Source organism: Xanthomonas sp. WHRI 8932A, assembly GCF_035012785.1.
In the GTDB taxonomy this organism is placed as follows: domain Bacteria; phylum Pseudomonadota; class Gammaproteobacteria; order Xanthomonadales; family Xanthomonadaceae; genus Xanthomonas.
Map to the genome: position 1 here is coordinate 50,628 of NZ_JAYGQQ010000005.1, position 17,039 is coordinate 67,666.

Annotated in this window: 12 protein-coding genes and 2 other RNA genes; 3 read left to right on the forward strand and 11 right to left on the reverse strand. The window is 65.9% G+C overall.

Annotated features, from left to right (window positions below; genetic code table 11):
- Positions 1 to 27 precede the first annotated feature (27 nt).
- The 9 genes from VC212_RS09335 to pqqA all read right to left on the reverse strand — a co-directional run bounded on the left by VC212_RS09335 (position 28) and on the right by pqqA (position 7,306).
- Positions 28 to 1,062 carry a glucokinase family protein gene (locus VC212_RS09335; RefSeq protein WP_323515467.1) on the reverse strand — a complete coding sequence of 345 codons (1,035 nt, stop codon included), beginning with the start codon at positions 1,060 to 1,062 and terminating at the stop codon, positions 28 to 30.
- A gap of 464 nt (positions 1,063 to 1,526) precedes the next feature.
- Complete coding sequence (locus tag VC212_RS09340) at positions 1,527 to 3,017, reverse strand: PhoPQ-activated protein PqaA family protein (protein ID WP_323515466.1); 1,491 nt, start codon at positions 3,015 to 3,017, stop codon at positions 1,527 to 1,529.
- Between the two features lie 352 nt (positions 3,018 to 3,369).
- A non-coding RNA gene (locus tag VC212_RS09345) (sX9 sRNA) lies at positions 3,370 to 3,445 on the reverse strand.
- Positions 3,446 to 3,520: 75 nt separating this feature from the next.
- Positions 3,521 to 4,033 (reverse strand): hypothetical protein, encoded by a 513-nt coding sequence (locus VC212_RS09350; protein ID WP_055849156.1) that lies wholly within the window; start codon positions 4,031 to 4,033, stop codon positions 3,521 to 3,523.
- 63 nt (positions 4,034 to 4,096) lie between these two features.
- Positions 4,097 to 5,224 (reverse strand): pyrroloquinoline quinone biosynthesis protein PqqE, encoded by a 1,128-nt coding sequence (gene pqqE / locus VC212_RS09355; RefSeq protein ID WP_323515464.1) that lies wholly within the window; start codon positions 5,222 to 5,224, stop codon positions 4,097 to 4,099.
- A complete protein-coding gene (gene pqqD, locus VC212_RS09360; RefSeq protein WP_055849163.1) occupies positions 5,221 to 5,499 on the reverse strand; it encodes a pyrroloquinoline quinone biosynthesis peptide chaperone PqqD in 279 nt (92 codons plus the stop codon). Before pqqD ends, pqqE begins: the two co-directional genes overlap by 4 nt.
- Positions 5,496 to 6,248 carry a pyrroloquinoline-quinone synthase PqqC gene (pqqC, locus tag VC212_RS09365; RefSeq protein WP_311240125.1) on the reverse strand — a complete coding sequence of 251 codons (753 nt, stop codon included), beginning with the start codon at positions 6,246 to 6,248 and terminating at the stop codon, positions 5,496 to 5,498. Before pqqC ends, pqqD begins: the two co-directional genes overlap by 4 nt.
- Entirely contained in the window at positions 6,245 to 7,144 is a 900-nt protein-coding gene (gene pqqB / locus VC212_RS09370; RefSeq protein WP_323515462.1) for a pyrroloquinoline quinone biosynthesis protein PqqB, read from the reverse strand. The genes pqqC and pqqB overlap by 4 nt, the downstream gene beginning before the upstream one ends.
- A gap of 81 nt (positions 7,145 to 7,225) precedes the next feature.
- Positions 7,226 to 7,306 (reverse strand): pyrroloquinoline quinone precursor peptide PqqA, encoded by an 81-nt coding sequence (gene pqqA / locus VC212_RS09375; protein ID WP_002812057.1) that lies wholly within the window; start codon positions 7,304 to 7,306, stop codon positions 7,226 to 7,228.
- 304 nt (positions 7,307 to 7,610) lie between these two features.
- On the opposite strand from pqqA, the gene VC212_RS09380 reads away from it, so the two are divergent.
- Together VC212_RS09380 and VC212_RS09385 are read left to right on the forward strand one after the other, a co-directional pair.
- On the forward strand, positions 7,611 to 9,782 hold the full coding sequence (locus VC212_RS09380; RefSeq protein WP_323515461.1) for a bifunctional (p)ppGpp synthetase/guanosine-3',5'-bis(diphosphate) 3'-pyrophosphohydrolase: 2,172 nt from the start codon (positions 7,611 to 7,613) through the stop codon (positions 9,780 to 9,782).
- A gap of 357 nt (positions 9,783 to 10,139) precedes the next feature.
- Positions 10,140 to 11,654: a hypothetical protein gene (locus tag VC212_RS09385; RefSeq protein WP_323515459.1), complete on the forward strand. Its 1,515-nt coding sequence runs from the start codon at positions 10,140 to 10,142 to the stop codon at positions 11,652 to 11,654.
- Positions 11,655 to 11,867: 213 nt separating this feature from the next.
- Here VC212_RS09385 and VC212_RS09390 read toward each other — a convergent pair.
- Positions 11,868 to 11,944, reverse strand: a non-coding RNA gene (locus VC212_RS09390) — sX9 sRNA.
- A 294-nt stretch (positions 11,945 to 12,238) separates the two neighbouring features.
- Positions 12,239 to 14,344, reverse strand: a complete 2,106-nt coding sequence (locus VC212_RS09395; RefSeq protein WP_323515457.1) for a glycosyltransferase — start codon at positions 14,342 to 14,344, stop codon at positions 12,239 to 12,241.
- Between the two features lie 237 nt (positions 14,345 to 14,581).
- Between VC212_RS09395 and mrcB the strand changes: the two genes are divergently transcribed.
- Positions 14,582 to 17,026 carry a penicillin-binding protein 1B gene (gene mrcB / locus VC212_RS09400; RefSeq protein WP_323515456.1) on the forward strand — a complete coding sequence of 815 codons (2,445 nt, stop codon included), beginning with the start codon at positions 14,582 to 14,584 and terminating at the stop codon, positions 17,024 to 17,026.
- Positions 17,027 to 17,039 lie beyond the last annotated feature (13 nt).

Below are 17,039 nucleotides of genomic sequence, written 5' to 3' on the forward strand. Positions count from 1 at the left end.
CGTTCGGGAAAACGCGCGGTGGAACGCTTACGACACGTCAGCGTGGTGTTGCAGATACCAATTGGCCGCACCGAGCACGCCCAGCTGCCCGTGCTCGACCAGCTTGACCGGGATGCGTTCGAGCACCGCGCGCATGTTGCCCTTGTCGAGAAAGCGCGCGCCGAACGTGCTGGACGCCAGAAAATGTCCGATCGTCGGCAGGATGCCGCCGGCCAGATAGATGCCGCCGGCAGCGCCGTAGGCCAACGCCATGTCGCCGACGGCGTGGCCAAGCAGGGCGCAGAACACGTGCAGGGTTTCGCGCGCCAGTGCGTCGTCTTCATGCAATGCCGCATGCGTGATTGCCGCAGGCTGCTGATGACGTTGCGGCGAACCGTGCAGCGCACACACCGCGGCATACAGCCGCAACAGTCCAGGGCCGGACAGCACGTGCTCGAGCGGCAGATAGTGTTGGTCGCGCAGCAGGATGCGCAGCAACTGCTGTTCGTGCGCGTGCGTGCTGGCCAACGCGACCTGGCCTGCTTCGGTCGCCAGCACGATGGGGCGCGGCTTGGCATCGATCCACACCGCCGCGCCTAACCCGGTACCGGGGCCGACCACCAGCATTGGCCCGGCGCTGCGTGCATGCCGCGGCGTGGGGCCGCTCAGTTGCAGCACCGCACGCGCTTCCATCTGCGGCGCCGCATAGGCGACCGCTTCGAAGTCGTTGACCAGATGCACGTTGCGCAGTTCCAACGCGGCGCGCAGGCGGCTGGGCGAGATACTCCATGGCAGGTTATTGCTGATGAAGCTGCCGTCGTCCAGCGCAACGCCCGCGCTGGCGATCACGACCGTCTCGACACGGCTCACCTGCGGCAGGAAGTCGGCCAGGATGGCGTCCAGGCTGGCGTAGTCGCCGCAGCGATAGGTGCGGTAGTGGGCAAGCGCAATCGCTGCGCCCTCTGGCTGCAGCACGTGGCCAAGACGCACATGCGTGCCGCCGACATCGGCCGCGATAAAGCCGGTGGCCGCAGGAGCAGCAGGCGTGGCAGAAGCGTGAGCAGAACGCGAAGTCGCAGCCACATGCAGTCCTTAGTCCGTCTGATCAGCCGATGCCATCAGCGCGTAGCGGCTTGTTTAGAAGTTGGTGACAACGATGTCAATGGTCCAGTCGGGTTGGATCGATCTTGTTGGCAGGCTCAAGTGCAAAAACCGCCCTATGGACCGGTTCTATGCGGACTTCATTGCGCAAAGTGGACAAGACGATGCAGTCGGTACATTTGCAGTTGGCGCGGTGCCGGTGTGCAAGCGTGCTCAGCTCGTGCGCATGCACACGGTGCCAGTGACGTGCGAGTCCACCGACCATCTGTCTTTATTAGGGAGCGCTACGCGACATCGCGAACTATTGTCTGGTGAAGCCGAAGCCATTGGCATGCCCAGCGTCACGCAGCATCACTGCCGTTTGCGGATCAAGGTTGGCGATGCAAGATGCCGAACGGCGCGCCGCGCGATGTGTTGCCCGCGCTCACTGCAACAGCAATTACCGTTCAACCCGCAGCAGCGCGACTCGCAAGTCCGGGCAACGTGCTGCACGCGGCATTGTCGGTGGGCGGTGCTGTAGAGGGATATTGCTGCTTGCCAAGCACATAGGTCTGGCTGGTAGCGACGAATCCATCCGCATAGGTGGCTTCGACGAAATAGGCGCTCCAACCGGCATCCGGAGTCTGCACTGGCACCGAGACGCTGTTGCCGCGTGCAAGCGCAATCGGGGTGGCGTGGTAGCGGATGCCGCAGGCATAGCGGAAGTCGCGCGCCTGCGGATTGGTGGCCGCCCACAGCCGCACTTGCGTCGGTCGTTCCGACGAGCGGAAGCGAATGTGCGGTGCGTCGCCTGCGCGCAACGTGTCGCTCACATTGGGGAGCGAGCGCTGCTGCTGCAGCCGTGCAATAAACGGCACCAAGCTATCGACGATCGATGCGCGGATGCCGTTGTGCGCGCTGTTGGGCACCATGCGCAAGGCCTTGCTGCCAGGCAGCGCGTCATAGAAGAACTGCGTGTTGTCTGGCAGGAAAAAATCATCGCCGCTGGCGTTGACGATGTACTTGGGCAGCCTCAATCGCTTGCGGTAGGGCGTGTGCAGATAATTCAGCGGGTCCTGCAGTTGCACCAGTTGCGCGAACGCCGGGGTCTGCAATTGCGCGGTAATTCCCTGTTTGGCATATGCGTTAAATGCAATCGGCCAGTTGCCGCCGTACGCCCGATACATGTGGTCCAGCACGGCCGGCATGTTGAGGATGTCGATCACGAACGGCACCACAGCGTCCACGCGTGGGTCGGCGATCGTGGCGTGCCAGCTGGCCCAGCCGCGCTTGGACGCACCAGCAAGAATGAAGCGATGGATCTGCAGCGGTGCCAACTCGCGCTCGGCCAGACTCATGGTGCGCGCAATTGCCGCGGCCATCGGTATATGCAGCGGCATGGTCTTGCGCTGCTGCGGCGATTGCAGAAACAGCGACCAGCTGTAGGCGACGCTGTCGTCCTCGCGGCGCGGGGCGGAATCGCCCTGATACTGCAGCGCCTGATTGGGGATGTCGCTCAGCGCGATGACCACGGTGCGGCTGCGTTGCGCCAGCGCCGCCAGCACTTCCGGCGGCAATTCGCTGGCCGGCTGCGCCGCACTGCCGGCGACCGGGTGACGCGTGCCATTGGTGGAGATCAATAACGCGCGCGTCGGCAGCGCATCGGCGGGTACATACATCGCCACGTCATGCTGCCAGGTGGCCGGGGTGACGAGCCCTTCAGGCGACCATGTCTGCGAGGTCAGCAGATACTCGCGCCGCTCGACACCGGCGATGCGGCTTGTGGCCCCTCGCGTGTAGACCAGCGGCTGCTGTTCTACTGCATCGCGATAGCAGATCAGAGCTTGATCAAACCCGACCTCGGGCGCGGTGGCGCAGCGTTCGGTTGCAGTGGACGCCAGTGCTGGCCCTGCGATCAAGGCCAGCAATGCAATCCCGCAGCGTGTCATCAGGCGCATCGGCATTCTCCGTCAGCGGCGCTGGGGGGCAGCGCGATCAAGGGCCCGGCCCGCGCCAGATGCGCAGATCAAGCCTGTTGTCGGTGGCCAGTCTGGCACGTAGGACGCATCCATCCTTTGCAGTGCCCACACCAGATGCCGGCGAAAACGAAGTCAAGCTTGTCGGCGAACAGAGGCCGCTGCATTGACTCGTTAACTTTCCGCAGAAGCGCGCTTGCTTGCGATCGGACAGTGCCGGCCAGTCTTCATCGCACATCCGCGCGCGCCGGCAAGGGGCTGCGTTTCTCTGCTTCTGCAGCAGCTTTGCGCCATCCGCACTGCTTATACGCTTGTACGGGCTAACACTTGCAAGGGCTAAAAAGCGCAGCGAGCGGTCGTCAGCGATGCATTGACGGCGTACTCAGCACCGAAGCGTACGACTGGCCCATGCCGCACTGAGCACTGAGCACCGAGCACCGGCTACGCCCGCCTGACGGCGAGCGCAGTCGTTTTGTTGGCCGCGCTTACTTGATCCGCCGCACCTTGGCCGGGGTGTTGTACCCCTCGATCTGCAGGTACCACACGCCGACCAGGCCGGGCTTGATCTTGACCTTGGGAGCCTCCTTGCGCACGCCGGAGAGGCTGGCCACATCGGTCTGTTCCCATTCCTGACCATTGGCCAGCGTATAGACGCGGCCTTTGGAGAAGCCCTTGAACTCGCCGACGATGTTGCTCTCGATCGGCTCCTTGCTGCCGAAGTCGAAGAAACCACGGTTCTTGACGATGATTTCCTGGCGGCCGGCTTCCTTGGCCTGTTCGACCACGACGGCGGCTTCCTTGGCGACCTTGCCCTGCAGCCAGTCGTTGAGCGCAGCCAGTTCGCTGGCATCGAGCTTGTCCAGGCCAGCAGCCTTGAACTGTTCGGCGCTCATCTGCGACTGCAGATCGCCGTGGACTGCGCGCTGCGCCAGGGCCGGGGTGGCGGTCAATGCAAGAGACAGGCAGACCAGCAGGGGAATGCGGCGCACGAGCGACATGGAAGCCATCCGACAGGGAAGAGGTGGCTAGTGTAGACGCTGTGCCGTGCTAGCCGACGCCGGTCAGTCCACGCGGTCGGCAGTGGCCGATGACGCCTGCGCGGGGCGGGCGGGGCGGCGATAGATGAATTCCGGCGGCGACGCAGCCGCCTCGGTGTCGGCAATCGCGCGCACCCGCGCATGGTCGGGCGAGCGTTCGCAGACCGGGTCCAGCGTGGCGGCATCGCCGCTGAGCGCCAGCGCCTGGCAGCGGCAACCGCCCCAATCGATCTCGCGTTTGGGACACTCCTGGCAGACCTCGGGCATCCAGGCGGTGCCGCGAAACCGCACGAACGCCTCGCCGTTGTTCCAGATATCGGCCAGCGAGCGCTCGCGCAGGTTGTCGAAGCGCATGCCGTCGATGGTTTCGGCCGCGTGGCAGGGCAGCACGTCGCCGCGCGGAGAGATATTGACGAAGCGCTGGCCCCAGCCCCCCATGCAGGGCTTTGGCAGGCGCGCGTAGTAGTCGGGGGTGACGAAGTCGATCGCCAGACGGTCGCCGAGCTCGCGCCGCGCGGTTTCCACCGCGGAAATGGTGTCCATCAGCTGCTCGCGGCTGGGCATCAGCGCAGCACGATTGCGCAGGCCCCAGCCGTAGTACTGGGTGTGCGCCACTTCGATGCGCTCGGCCTGCCATTCCAGCGCCAGCGCAATCATGCCGGGCACGCGGTCCGCGTTGTGCCGGTGCAGCACTGCGTTGAGCGTGAGCGGCAGGCCGCGTGCGCGCACGGCCGCGGCAAAATCGCGCTTTTTCGACAGGCTATTGCGATACCCGGCAATGCGGTCGGCGCCGGCCGGGTCGACGTCTTGCACGCTCAGCTGCACATGCTCCAGTCCGGCGGCTTGCAGTTGGTCCAGCATCGGTTCGCCGCCGGCCACGCCGGAAGTGATCAGGTTGCTGTACAGCCCGAGCTCACGCGCATGCGCCACCAGCTCGGGCAGATCCTTGCGCAACATCGGTTCGCCGCCGGAAAAATGCGCCTGCAGCACCCCCATGTCGGCGGCCTGCTGCAGCAGCGAACGCCAGCCGGCGGTATCCATTTCTTCGCGTAGTGCCGCCAGTGCAATCGGGTTGGAGCAATACGGGCACGCCAGCGGGCAGCGGTGGGTCAGCTCCAGTAATACCGATAGCGGTGGCGGTGCAGTGTTCATAGCCGCAACAGACGTTTCTGGTGCAGGGTGTTGGTGAGTTCGATCACATCCACTTCGATCTCGGCGGCGTCGGCATCGAACTCTGCGGCCAATTCCTGCGCAATTTGCGCCAGCGAACGCGCGCCATCGAAGCGCTGCGCCACCACCTGGGCGATCTCGTCGAGTTCGACCACGCGTTCGGGCGCAAGCAGCACCCACTGGTCGCGTGTGCGGTCGTGCTGCAGACGCACGCCTGCGCGCAGTGCCGGCTGACTCTCGCGTGTAATGTCGCTCACGCAGCGGCCCGGCGGGCGTCGCGGTCGGGCACGAACGCGTCCGGCCACACGATGCCCGGCGTGACATAGGCCACGTGCAAGGCATCCAGCTGCGCCCATAACACCGAACATTTGAAATGCAGCGCGGCCTTGACCAGCTGCTGTTTTTCGACCGTATCGGCGTGCTGCTTGACGTAATCGAGCGCGAAATCCGAGTCGCGCGGCGCCTCGGTCAGGCGATGCTCGAAGTACGCCAGCGCCTCGGACGAGACGAAGTCGTAGTGCTTGAGCATGCCGGCCACGCGCTGGCCGATGATGTTGGGAGCGAACAGTTCGGTGAGCGAGGAAGCAATCGCCTCAAGCAGGCTTTTTTCGCGGACGAAGTGCAGATACGCCTGCACCGCAAACCGCGTGCCGGGCAGCAAGGCGCGCCCGGATTCGACCAGGCCGCGATCCAGGCCCAGCGCGTCGGTCAGATGCAGCCAACGTGCGATGCCGCCATCGGTGGCGCTATTGCCGTCGTGGTCGAGGATGCGCTGGCGCCAGATTCGCCGCAGCGCCGGGTCTTCCATGCGCGCCAGGATCGCCGCATCTTTCAGCGGAATGCAGCGCTGGTATTCGAAGCGATTCAGCGCCCAGGCCTGCACCTGGCCGCGATCGAGCTTGCCGTGGTGCAGCAGTGCATGAAACGGGTGCTGGTCGTGATACAGGCGTGCGCCGATCGCGCGCAGGTCCGCTTCCAGTTGGTCGGGGGTGAGCAGGGCGGTCACAGCGTGATCTCCAGGCCGTCGTGGGCAACGTCCCAGCCGCTGGCACGCGCACTGGCGTACTCCGGCGAGTGGATGTCGAGCACGGGATTGGTGGTGTTGAGATGGATGAAAAGCTTGCGTGCCACATCCAGCGAGGCAAAGGCAGCGATGGTGCCGTCGGCGCCATCGATACTCATGTGGCCCATGCGCTGGCCGGTCTTCTGGCTGATGCCAAGTTGCACCATCTCGTCGTCGCGCCACAGTGTGCCGTCGAAAAAGACCAATTCGGCTCCTTGCAGGCGCGCGCGCAGTGCATCGGTCATCGCCGCGCAGCCGGGGATGTAGTGCACGCGGTGCTGGCCATCGTCGATGGTGAGCCCGAGGGTTTCTTCGTTGGAGCCGGCCAGATCGCCGCCGCTGCGCGATTCCATGAACAGCGGCACCTTGCCTGGCACCGAGAAGGGCGTCAGTTGCAGGCCGAGCAGCGACACCGGCGTGTCCAGCGCAAATGGCTGGCGCGTCACGTAGTTTGGATTCACCGCGTCGAAGATGGGGTTTTGTGCCAGTAGGTCCAGCACGCGACTGCTGGCATGCAGCGAGAAGGCCTGGCTTTCTCGCATCGACAACAATCCGGCGATATGGTCGATCTCGCCACTGGTCAGCAGCACCGCTTCGATCGGCGAATGGCGCAGGCTGTGCTGCGGCCATAACGCGGGTGTGGCGAGAATCTGCTGACGGAAATCGGGGGACGCATTGATCAGAACCCAACGCTCGCCGTCGGCACTGACCGCGATGCTGGCTTGGGTACGACGTTGGGCACCGTCTGCTTGTTGCCAGGCCCGCTGACTTGCGGGTGTATGGCAATTCCACTGCGGGTGCCCACCGCCGGCCGCCGATCCCAAAACGATGATGCGCATGGAAACTGTTACCTACTCTGCCGGCAGTTGCCGGTCATGCATCAAAAGGAAGGGCGGCTGGTGCGATTGAGACGTGCCGGATCAAAACTCGCCAGAGACGTAGCAGTTGATTTCGGCGCCACAGTTGACTTCACGAACGACAGGCTTCTTCCAGGTCTTCATCGGCTACCTCGCAGTGGGTGGAAAAACGCCGTCGCGGCGCAATGCAGCGATGACGTGAGCCGAGCATAGGCAGCCGGTTTATTCCAATTGTAAAGAGCTTGTAAAAAGCCGGCATTGCGTCGCAATTGGCATGCCGCGCGAACGGCTATCCATCGCAGAGCGGTTGCGAATCAAGACCTTGGCGGGTGAACCGACCATAAGCGCAAACATGCTGCCGGCCGGCATTTGCGCCGAAATTGCGCGTTGTAGAGAAGGTGACGCGCACGTTACCGTAGCTGTCAGACCCCAGTGATCGCCGGCCGCCGTGTCCACCGTTGTGACCAGTTCCTCATTCGAACGCCTGCATGCCTTGCTGCAGCGCCCGGCCGTTGCGTCGATCGTACCGGCATTACGCGATGCATTGGCGCAGGCCTGGCAGGATGCGCCGCCCGCGCAGGCCGACAGCGTGCCGTGGGCGCTGCTGGCCGACACGTTAGACGTGCTGGCGTCGCTGGCAGCCGACGAGGCCACGGTGATTGCGGCATTGCTGTTCGATCTGCCGGCATTACGCGGTGCGGTGGCTGGCTTGCCCTGGCAACCGGCGGAGCGGCGCGTGGCCGTGGAAGGATTGCTGGATGGCCTGGATGCGGCCGATCAGGTCTGGGCGCTGCATGCCGGACGCGAGGCCGGGCGCAACAGCGAGGGCTTGCGGCGCCTGCTGTTGTCCATCATCCACGACCTGCGCGTGGTGCCAATCCTGCTGGCGCGGCAGCTGACGCGCATGCGCGTGGGCGACCGCCTCAGCGAGGAGCAGCGCCGCGCGCTGGCCCAGCTCACCCGCGACATCCACGCGCCGCTGGCCAACCGGCTGGGCATCTGGCAGGTGAAGTGGGAGCTGGAAGACCTGGCCTTCCGGCACCTGGAACCTGATACCTATCGCCGCATCGCGCGCGAAGTGGACGAAACCCGGGTGGCGCGCGAGCGTTACATCGAGGCGGTCAAGCGCACCTTGTCGAGCGCATTGGCGGGGCAGGGTCTGCGCGCAGAGGTGAGCGGGCGGCCGAAGCACATCTACAGCATCTGGCGCAAGATGCAGAAAAAGCGGCTGTCGTTCGACCAGCTCTACGACGTGCGCGCGGTGCGCGTGATGGTCGACGACGTGGCGGCCTGCTATGCGGCGTTGGGCGCTGTGCATTCGCTGTGGGCGCCCGTGCCCAGCGAGTTCGACGATTACATCGCCCGGCCCAAGGCCAACGACTACCGTTCGCTGCATACCGCGGTGGTCGGGCCGGAAGGGCGCACGATCGAGATCCAGATCCGCACCCACGAGATGCATGCCCAGGCCGAGCTCGGCGTGGCCGCGCACTGGAAGTACAAGGAAGGCGGCAAGGGCGCCGAAAAGGCGTTCGACCGCAAGATCCTGTGGATGCGCCAGTTGCTGGAACAGGTGCAGGAAGGCGACCACGGCGAGTTGGCCGGTGCGCTGGATGCCGAGCTGATCGAAGACCGCGTGTATGCGCTGACGCCCAAGGGCGAGGTCATCGATCTGCCGCAAGGCGCCACCCCGCTGGATTTTGCGTACCACGTGCACACCATGGTGGGGCACCGCTGCCGTGGCGCGCGGGTCAACGACCGCATCGTGCCGCTGACCTATCGGCTGCGCAGCGGCGACCGCGTGGAGATCATGACCGCCAAGGAAGCCGACCCGCGTCGCGACTGGCTGCTGGCGTCCAACGGCTTTCTGGCCAGCGGGCGTTCGCGCGACAAGGTGCGCGCCTGGTTCCACAAGCTCGACCGCGCGCGCAATGTGCAGGCGGGCAAGGAGCTGCTCGATCGCGAGCTCAAGCGTCTGGGTCTGCAGCATGCCGATCTGAGCGTGGCGACGCGCAAGTTCCATGCTGAAAATGTCGACGATTTGTATATCCAGGTGGCGCTGGGCGATACCGGGCCAAACCAGGTCAGCCGTGCGCTGCTGGAAGCCGAGCGCGCGGCCTCGCAACCTGCGGTGCCGGCGCCACCGCGACCGACTGCGCGCCGCGAGAGCTTGGGGAAATCCAAATTCACCGTGCAGGGCGTGGGCAATCTGCTGGTGCAACTGGCGCGGTGCTGCCAACCGGTGGCCGGCGAACCGATTGCCGGGTATCTCACCCGCGGGCGCGGCATCACCGTGCACCGCACCGACTGCGCGGCACTGGCACGGCTGGCGGCTGCCCACCCGCAACGCGTGTTGCCGGTGGAATGGGGCAAGGCCGGCAGCGGGTATGAAGTGGATGTGCAGGTACGCGCGGTGGACCGCCGCTGGCTGCTCAAGGACATCACCAACCTGATCGCGCAGGAAGATGCCCACGTGCTGGAAATCAACAGCGACAACGTGCGCGACACCGGCAGGGCGCAGCTGCGACTGCGGCTCAAGGTGAGCGACTACGACCAGCTGTCCGCCCTGCTTGGCAAACTGGATGCCTTGCCCGGCGTGAATGAGGTGCGGCGACTGGGCTGAGCGTGATCAAGCGGCGTTGCGTGTTTGTGGCGAATGCTGCTGGTGGTTGGGGTGGCGCAGATCGATCATCTTGGGGTGGCGCAAATCATCGGCTGACTCTCGGTGTACTGCGCTTCGGGAGTCGCTTGCGCGGTCGCTGTGCTGCGGTACCCACGTGTCAGCCACCCCAGGCGTCGTGCAACTGCCTTGACGATGCATCGATGCACCAGAGCAGTCCGGACCCCGCACCCGCAGCGCTTGCCTTGACCAATTCCGAATCCGCCAATCCCGCCCCTACACCGTCTTCGCAACAGGGCCAGCTACCATACGCACGTGAACGCGCCCCCGTCAGGTCGCGCCAAGGATGGACGCTACCGTATGTTCCCGCTGCCGCGCTGGGTCAGATCGCCGCGCCTTTGGGCGCCGTTGCGCAGCCGTGCACTGTGGCGCGTGGTGCTGGCGCTGGCCGCCTGTCTGCTGTTGAGCGTCATCGCGCTGCGCAAGCCGCTGGGCGATGTGCTGTGGCCGGATACACGGATCCAGCAACTGCTGCAACGTGGCGATGTTGCGCTGTCGCGCGGCAAGCTTAGTGCCGCCGATGGCAGCGGTGCGCGCGAACTGTTTACCGCTGCGCTTGCGTTGGACAACGATCGTAGCGAGGCGCGTGTCGGGTTGGCCCGGACCGGCGTGGCTGCCGTGGTGCAGGCGCGCGCCGCCATCGCGGCCGGCGATGCGGACGCCGCGCAGCGCACGCTGGCATTGGCAACTGCACTGGAGGTGCCGCAGGCACAGGTGGCGCCGGTTGCGCTGCGGCTGCGTCAACTGCAGGCGCGCCGCGCCGGGCTGGATGCCTTGCTGGCGCAGGCTGTTGCCGCCCAGCAGCAAGGTCGCCTGGATGGCACGCCCAATGGCGCGCTGCCGCTGTATCAGCGCATTTTGACCCTGGCGCCCGACCGCACCGACGCGCTGGAAGGGCGCGAAGATGCCTTGACCGATCTCTTGGCGCAGGCGCGTCACGCGCTGGCGCGCGACGCACTCGGCGAGGCAGCGCGCCTGCTGGCAGCGGCCAAACGGTACGACGCCGGGCATGCCGACGTGCCGTCGACCGAAGGGCACTATCACCGTGTGCTGGATCAGCGCCGGCAACGTGCCGAGGCATTGCTGCGACGTGGTCGCTTGGCCCCCGCTGCACGCGATTTCAACGCCGTGCTGGCGGCCGAGCCGGCCGATGTCGGCGCGCAGCGCGGGCTGGAACGTGTCGCCAGCGAATACGCCGCGCAGGCAGGCCGGCAGGCCGCGGACTTTCAGTTCGACGCGGCGATGCAGTCGTTGCAACAGGCGCAGTCGCTGGTGCCTGGCGCCGCATCCATCGCCCAGGCCGAGCAGGCCATCGCCCGCGCCCGCGACGCCCAGCGCAGCCCGGAAACCGGGCTGTCGCGCGGCGTGCGCGAGCGCCGTTTGCGCCTGCTGTTGCAACGCGTCGCCGATGCCGAAGCGCGGCAGCAATGGATGACGCCGCCCGGCGCCAGTGCGTACGACGCGGTGCGCGCGGCGCAAGCGCTGGCACCGCGCGATGCACGCGTGCTGCAGGCCGCCGCACGCGTGGTGCCGGCCAGCCAGCGCTGTTTCGAAGACGAGCTGCGCAATAACCGGCTGCGTGCCGCGCGCGGCTGCCTGGATGCCTGGCAGGCGCTGACGCCGAATGGCGATGCGTTGCCCGGCGCGCGTCGACGCTTGGCCCAGCGCTGGGTCGCAGTCGGCAGCGAGCGCCTGGGCCAGGAGGATGCGGCGTTCGCGCGCCGTGCCCAGGACGAAGCGCATCAACTAGATCCCGGCTTGCCGGAGCTGGCCGAATTCACGCGCCGGGTCAGAGCGGTGGCAGAGCAGCGCTGAGGCGTGCGCTGTTTTTGTCGGCGTTTGGCCTGTACATGCCGGTAGTGGATGGTGATCAGACCGGAGACATCCAGGGGCGCTTCGACGTCATCTTCACTGCAGGCACTGACCGACCAGCTTGGGCGCATCAGGCAATTGCTCAGGGAGAGATAACCATGGCGGCTGGCTGCACCCTCAGCACTGCCCCTGTCGCGCAGAAGATGACCTCAGAGCGGCTAGCAAGACGTAGTGCGCGGTTGACAGGTGGGTGTGGACGGCGCGCTCAGAACCGGAGCGTGCGCGTGATACATGAGCATTCCGAGTGCCGGATGCGCTCGCTTGGCGCAGCAAAGTAGTTTTGTTGGTTGCTCGCAGTCCGTACCGGTTGTTGCTCCCTTCCCCCATCGGGAGAAGGTGCCCGAAGAGCGGATGAGGGTACGAGCGAAGCTTGGCGATTCATGTGCGCGTTCGTCGTCGCGGTGAGCGAACTGTGCGAAGTCTCGCGTCCTGCGCGGCAAGACATCGATGCAGCCCGCAATGATCTGCGTGGTACGACGACCACTGCTCGATCCGCAACGCACCCGTGAGTCACCAGGGGCGCCACCTCACCCCGCGATAAACAGCTCGCAGACCGTCGCGCGCGCTGCGTCCAGCGAGAAGTGCTCGGCCACGTTGCGCAGCCCGTTGTCGGCCAGCTTCTGCCATAGCGCGGCATCCTGATACAGCCGCACGATGGCGCTGGCAAAGGCATCGGCTTCGTCGGCCACGCAGACATCGTCGCCATCGCGCAGATGCATGCCTTCCACCGCGCAAGTGGTGCCGACCACCGGCTGACCATGCGCCATGCTCAGATTGATCTTGCCTTTGACGCCGGCGCCGAAGCGCAGCGGGGCGACCGCAATGCGGACGCTGTCCATGAACGGCACCAGATCCGGTACGTGGCCATGCAATCGCACACCGGGACACTCGTCTGCAAGCAGCTTCAGCGCTGCCGGCAGATCCGCACCGATGCAATGAAATTCCACGTCGGGTAGCTGTGCGCGCACCTGCGGGAAGATCGCGCTGATGAACCACTGCACCGCATCCACATTGGGCGGATGGCGGAAGCCGCCCACGAACACCAGGTCGCGGCGTTGCACGAAGCTGTGGCCGCTGCCGGCGACCTCGTGCAGGTTGGAGAGCAGGGCAGTGCGGATCTGCGGCGCGTCCGCGCGCAATTGCGCCTGTTCGGCGGCAGACACCAGCAGGGTGACGTCGGTGGCCGCCATGATTTCCAGTTCGCGTACGCGGGTGCGTTCGGCGCTGCGCAGCAGATTGGCATCGCCGGCAAGCTCGGCGCCGCGGCGCTCGCGCAGGTAATGCAGGTCGACGGTGTCGAACAAGGTGCGTGCCTGCGGCGCGTACTGTTTCAAGAGTGGCAGGCAGGCGTGGGCAACGTGATGCCGCACCAGCAGCACCACCGCAAAACGCGGGCCGTGCGCGCGCAACCAGCTGCCGATGCCGTCCAGGAACGGCGCATACCAGACCTCCACGCCCAGTTGCTGCAGCGCCTGGGTGTGGCGTCCGGCATGTTCGCGCCGGGTCGGCACGAACACCACATGGGCGCCTTCTTCGCGCAATAGCCGGATCAGATTGAACTGCCGCAACGAGCCGGAATCGCGATCCGGGTGCGGCACGCCTTCGTCCAGGATCAGCACCTGGCGTTGCCCGCGATGCAGTTGCGCCGGCCCGGGCACCGTGCCGACCGGCAACTGCGTCGCCAGCGCCTGCTGCCATTTTTCTGCGAAAACGGCTTGATTGCGCACCTGATAGGCCTTTACTCCGGTGCGCGTGTCGGTGCCGTTGCTGGTGCCTTCGTCATGCACCACCACACTGGCCGGCTGCACCAGAACCTGATGCCCGGCGGCGCGCACTGCAAAGGCCAGGTCGGTGTCTTCGTAATAGGCCGGCATGTAGCGGCGATCCAGCCCGCCCAAGGTCTGCAGCAACAGCGCCCGTGGCAGCGCGATCGCCGCGCCCGAGCAGTAGTCCATCGCGCGCACATAGGCATAGCGCGGGTCGTCGGCCGATTCGAAGCGGCCGTAGCTCCAGGCGCTGCCGTCGCCGAAGACCACACCGCCGGATTCCTGCAGGCGCCCGTCCGGATACACCAATTGCGCGCCGACCAGGCCGGCGTTCGGGTGCGCGGTGAAGGTTCCGATCAGTCGATCCAGCCAGCCGGGCTGCGGGATGGTGTCGTTGTTGAGCAGTACCACGTATTCGCCACGTGCCAGCGCGATCCCGTCGTTGCAGGCAGCAATGAAGCCGCCGTTGCTGGCGCGTAGGTGGTAGTGCAGGCCGGCAATCTGCGGCAACTGCACGCTGGTGGTATCGCTGCTGCCGTCGTCCACCACGACGATCTCCACCTCCAGCGTTGGTGGATGCGCAGCCAGCGCACGCAGACAGGCCAGCGTATGGGCGATGTGGTTGTAGACCGGGATCACCACCGTCACGCGCGGCACGGCGCTGTGCGGTACTGCGAGTGCAGCAAATGGCGCGGCATCGGGCAGCCATAGCGGTGTGCCGAGCGCCACCGGCGGTGCCTGCGTGTGTACGCGAATGCGCTGCCAGGTGGCCCGCCACCCGCGTGTACGCATGCTGGCCACGCTGCGGTGGATCAGGCCGAGCACGCGATTGAACAGATAGCGCGCATCGGCCAGGGACATCGACATTGCGTTGAAACTCCAGCGGAGAGACGGGTGAATGGAGTCGGCAGGGAGTGCGATGGCGCAGCCGGCAGACAACCGCCGCCAGTGTACCGAGGAGCACTGGCCGCGCCGAGCACAGGCCGCGGCGGCGCGGCGGTGAGCGAGGGGGTTTGTTAGCCGCGCTTAAGTCGGCGGGGCCAGCGGGCCGCAACCATGACAGCGCTGCGCTAGACTCGCCCGACTCTACATTCTCGCATCCCTGTGCCCCGACGCTACGACCACGACGATTCCGACGACTTTCAGGACGACTCCAACGCGCAAGGCCCCCGCTGGCAACGCAGACTGATTGTCTGGGGATTTGCCGCGATCGCGCTGGCGCTCGGTTTCCTGATTCCTTACACGGTGTATCTGAACAAGCAGGTCACGCAACGCTTCGGCGAGCTGCGTTGGCAGATCCCGACCCGTGTGTACGGGCGCCCGTTGGTGCTGGTGCCCGGCAATGCGTTGGATGCGGCCACGCTGAAGACCGAGCTGGATGCGGCGTCCTACCGCGACGACGGTCAGGCCAAGCTGGCCGGCACCTATCAGCAGGATGGCAGCCGCTTCACCATCGCCAGCCGCGGCTATAACGATGTGGACGGGCGCGTGCCTGCCCGACGTATCGAGGTCAGCCTGGCTGGCGGCCGCGTGGCGAGCCTGCGCGATGCTGTCGACCGCAAGACGCTCAAGAGCGCGCGCCTGGATCCGGCGCGTATCGCCACGCTGTATGGCCAGAAGCAGGAAGAGCGCCGCCTGGTGCGCATGGAAGAAGTGCCGGAACTGCTGGTCACCGGCTTGCAGGCGGTAGAAGACCGCGATTTCAATAGCCACCACGGCATCGATCTGAGCGGCATGGTGCGTGCGGCGTGGATCATGGTGCGCTCCGGCGGCCAGGTCCGTCAGGGCGCCAGCACCTTGACCCAGCAGCTGGCGCGCAGCGGGCTGCTCGGCATAGGCAAGGAACAGACGGTCACGCGCAAATTCAACGAAATTCTGTATGCGGTGATCATGGAGGCGCGCTACGACAAGCGCACCATCCTGGAGGCGTACCTCAACCAGGTCTATCTGGGTCAGCGCGGTGGGCAGGCCATCCACGGCGTGTCATCGGGTGCGGAGCTGTGGTTCGGCCGCGAGCTCAATTCGATGACCACCGAGCAGATCGCACTGCTGATCGGGTTGGTCAAGGGGCCGTCGTATTACGACCCGCGGCGCAATCCGGAGCGCGCGCTGGATCGACGCAACTTTGTGCTGGGCAAGCTGCACGAGAACCAGCTGATCGACGACGCCGAATACAAGCGCGCGCTGGCCGCGCCGCTGGGTGTGCCTACCGAGCCGGGACTGGTCGCGGCCAACCGTTTCCCCGCGTATGTGGATCTGGTGCGCCGGCAGCTGGCCCACGATTACCCCGAAGGCGTGCTGCAAGGCGCCGGCATGAGCGTGCTCACCGGCATGTCGCCGTCCGCGCAGGCCTATGCCGAAGGCGCGGTGACCGGCACCATCAAGCGGCTGGACAACAAAAAGCGCCCGCCGCTGCAGGCTGGCCTGGTGATGACCGACGTGCACAACGGCGATGTGCTGGCAGTGGTCGGTAGCCGCGATGTGGCCAAGCCGGGCTTCAATCGCGCAGTCGAAGCGCAGCGGCAGGTGGGCTCGTTGCTCAAGCCGTTCGTCTACCTGCTGGCGCTGGCCTCGCCGGATCGTTGGGCGTTGTCCAGTTGGGTCGACGATTCACCGGTGACGGTGCAGCTCAGCCGCGGCAAGACCTGGTCGCCGGGCAATTCCGACAACCGCAGCCACGGCACGGTGCGCCTGATCGATGCGCTGGCGCATTCCTATAACCAGGCCACGGTGCGGGTGGGTATGCAGGTCGGCGCCGACCGCGTGGCGCAATTGATCCAGGTGCTGGCCGGCATCAAGGCCGACCCGAACCCATCGCTGATCCTGGGCGCCACCGATCAGAGTCCGTATGGCATGGCGCAGCTGTACCAGTTCCTGGCCGCCGGTGGCGAGATCCAGCCACTGCATGCGGTGCGTGGCGTGCTCGACCCGCAGGGCAAATTGCTCAAGCGCTACGACAAGACCCCGGCGCCAGCGCAGGAAGGCGATTCGGTGGCGGCCAACCTGATCAGCGTCGCTCTGCAGCAGGTGGTCAGTGGCGGTACTGCGCGTCAGCTGCTGGGCGATGGCCTCGGGCGCCTGTCGCCGGCCGGCAAGACCGGCACCTCCAACGACGGCCGCGACAGTTGGTATGCCGGCTACACCGGCGACCATCTGGCGGTGATCTGGATGGGTAACGATCAAAACGAGCAGACCGGCCTGTACGGCGCGACCGGCGCGATGCGGGTGTGGTCGAGCATTTTCGCGCGCCTGCCCAGCGCACCATTGAAGGTCAGTGGCAAGGGCCTGGACTGGCAGTCGGTAGATGCGGCGGGCACCGGCGTCACAGATGCTGGCTGCCCGGGCGCACGTCAGTTCCCGTTCGTGGTCGGCTTCACGCCGGCCTATGCGCCGTGTGCCGGTAATGCGCCCTCCATCGAAGACGTGCCGGACGATGGATCCGCACCCGCCGAGCAATCCAGCGGTGGCGGCTGGCGGCGTTTCTTCGGATTGGAAAAGAAGCCGGAAGAACCCGCACCGGCGCCTGCGTCGGCGCCCCCTGCACATTGAGTGGAGTGACCCC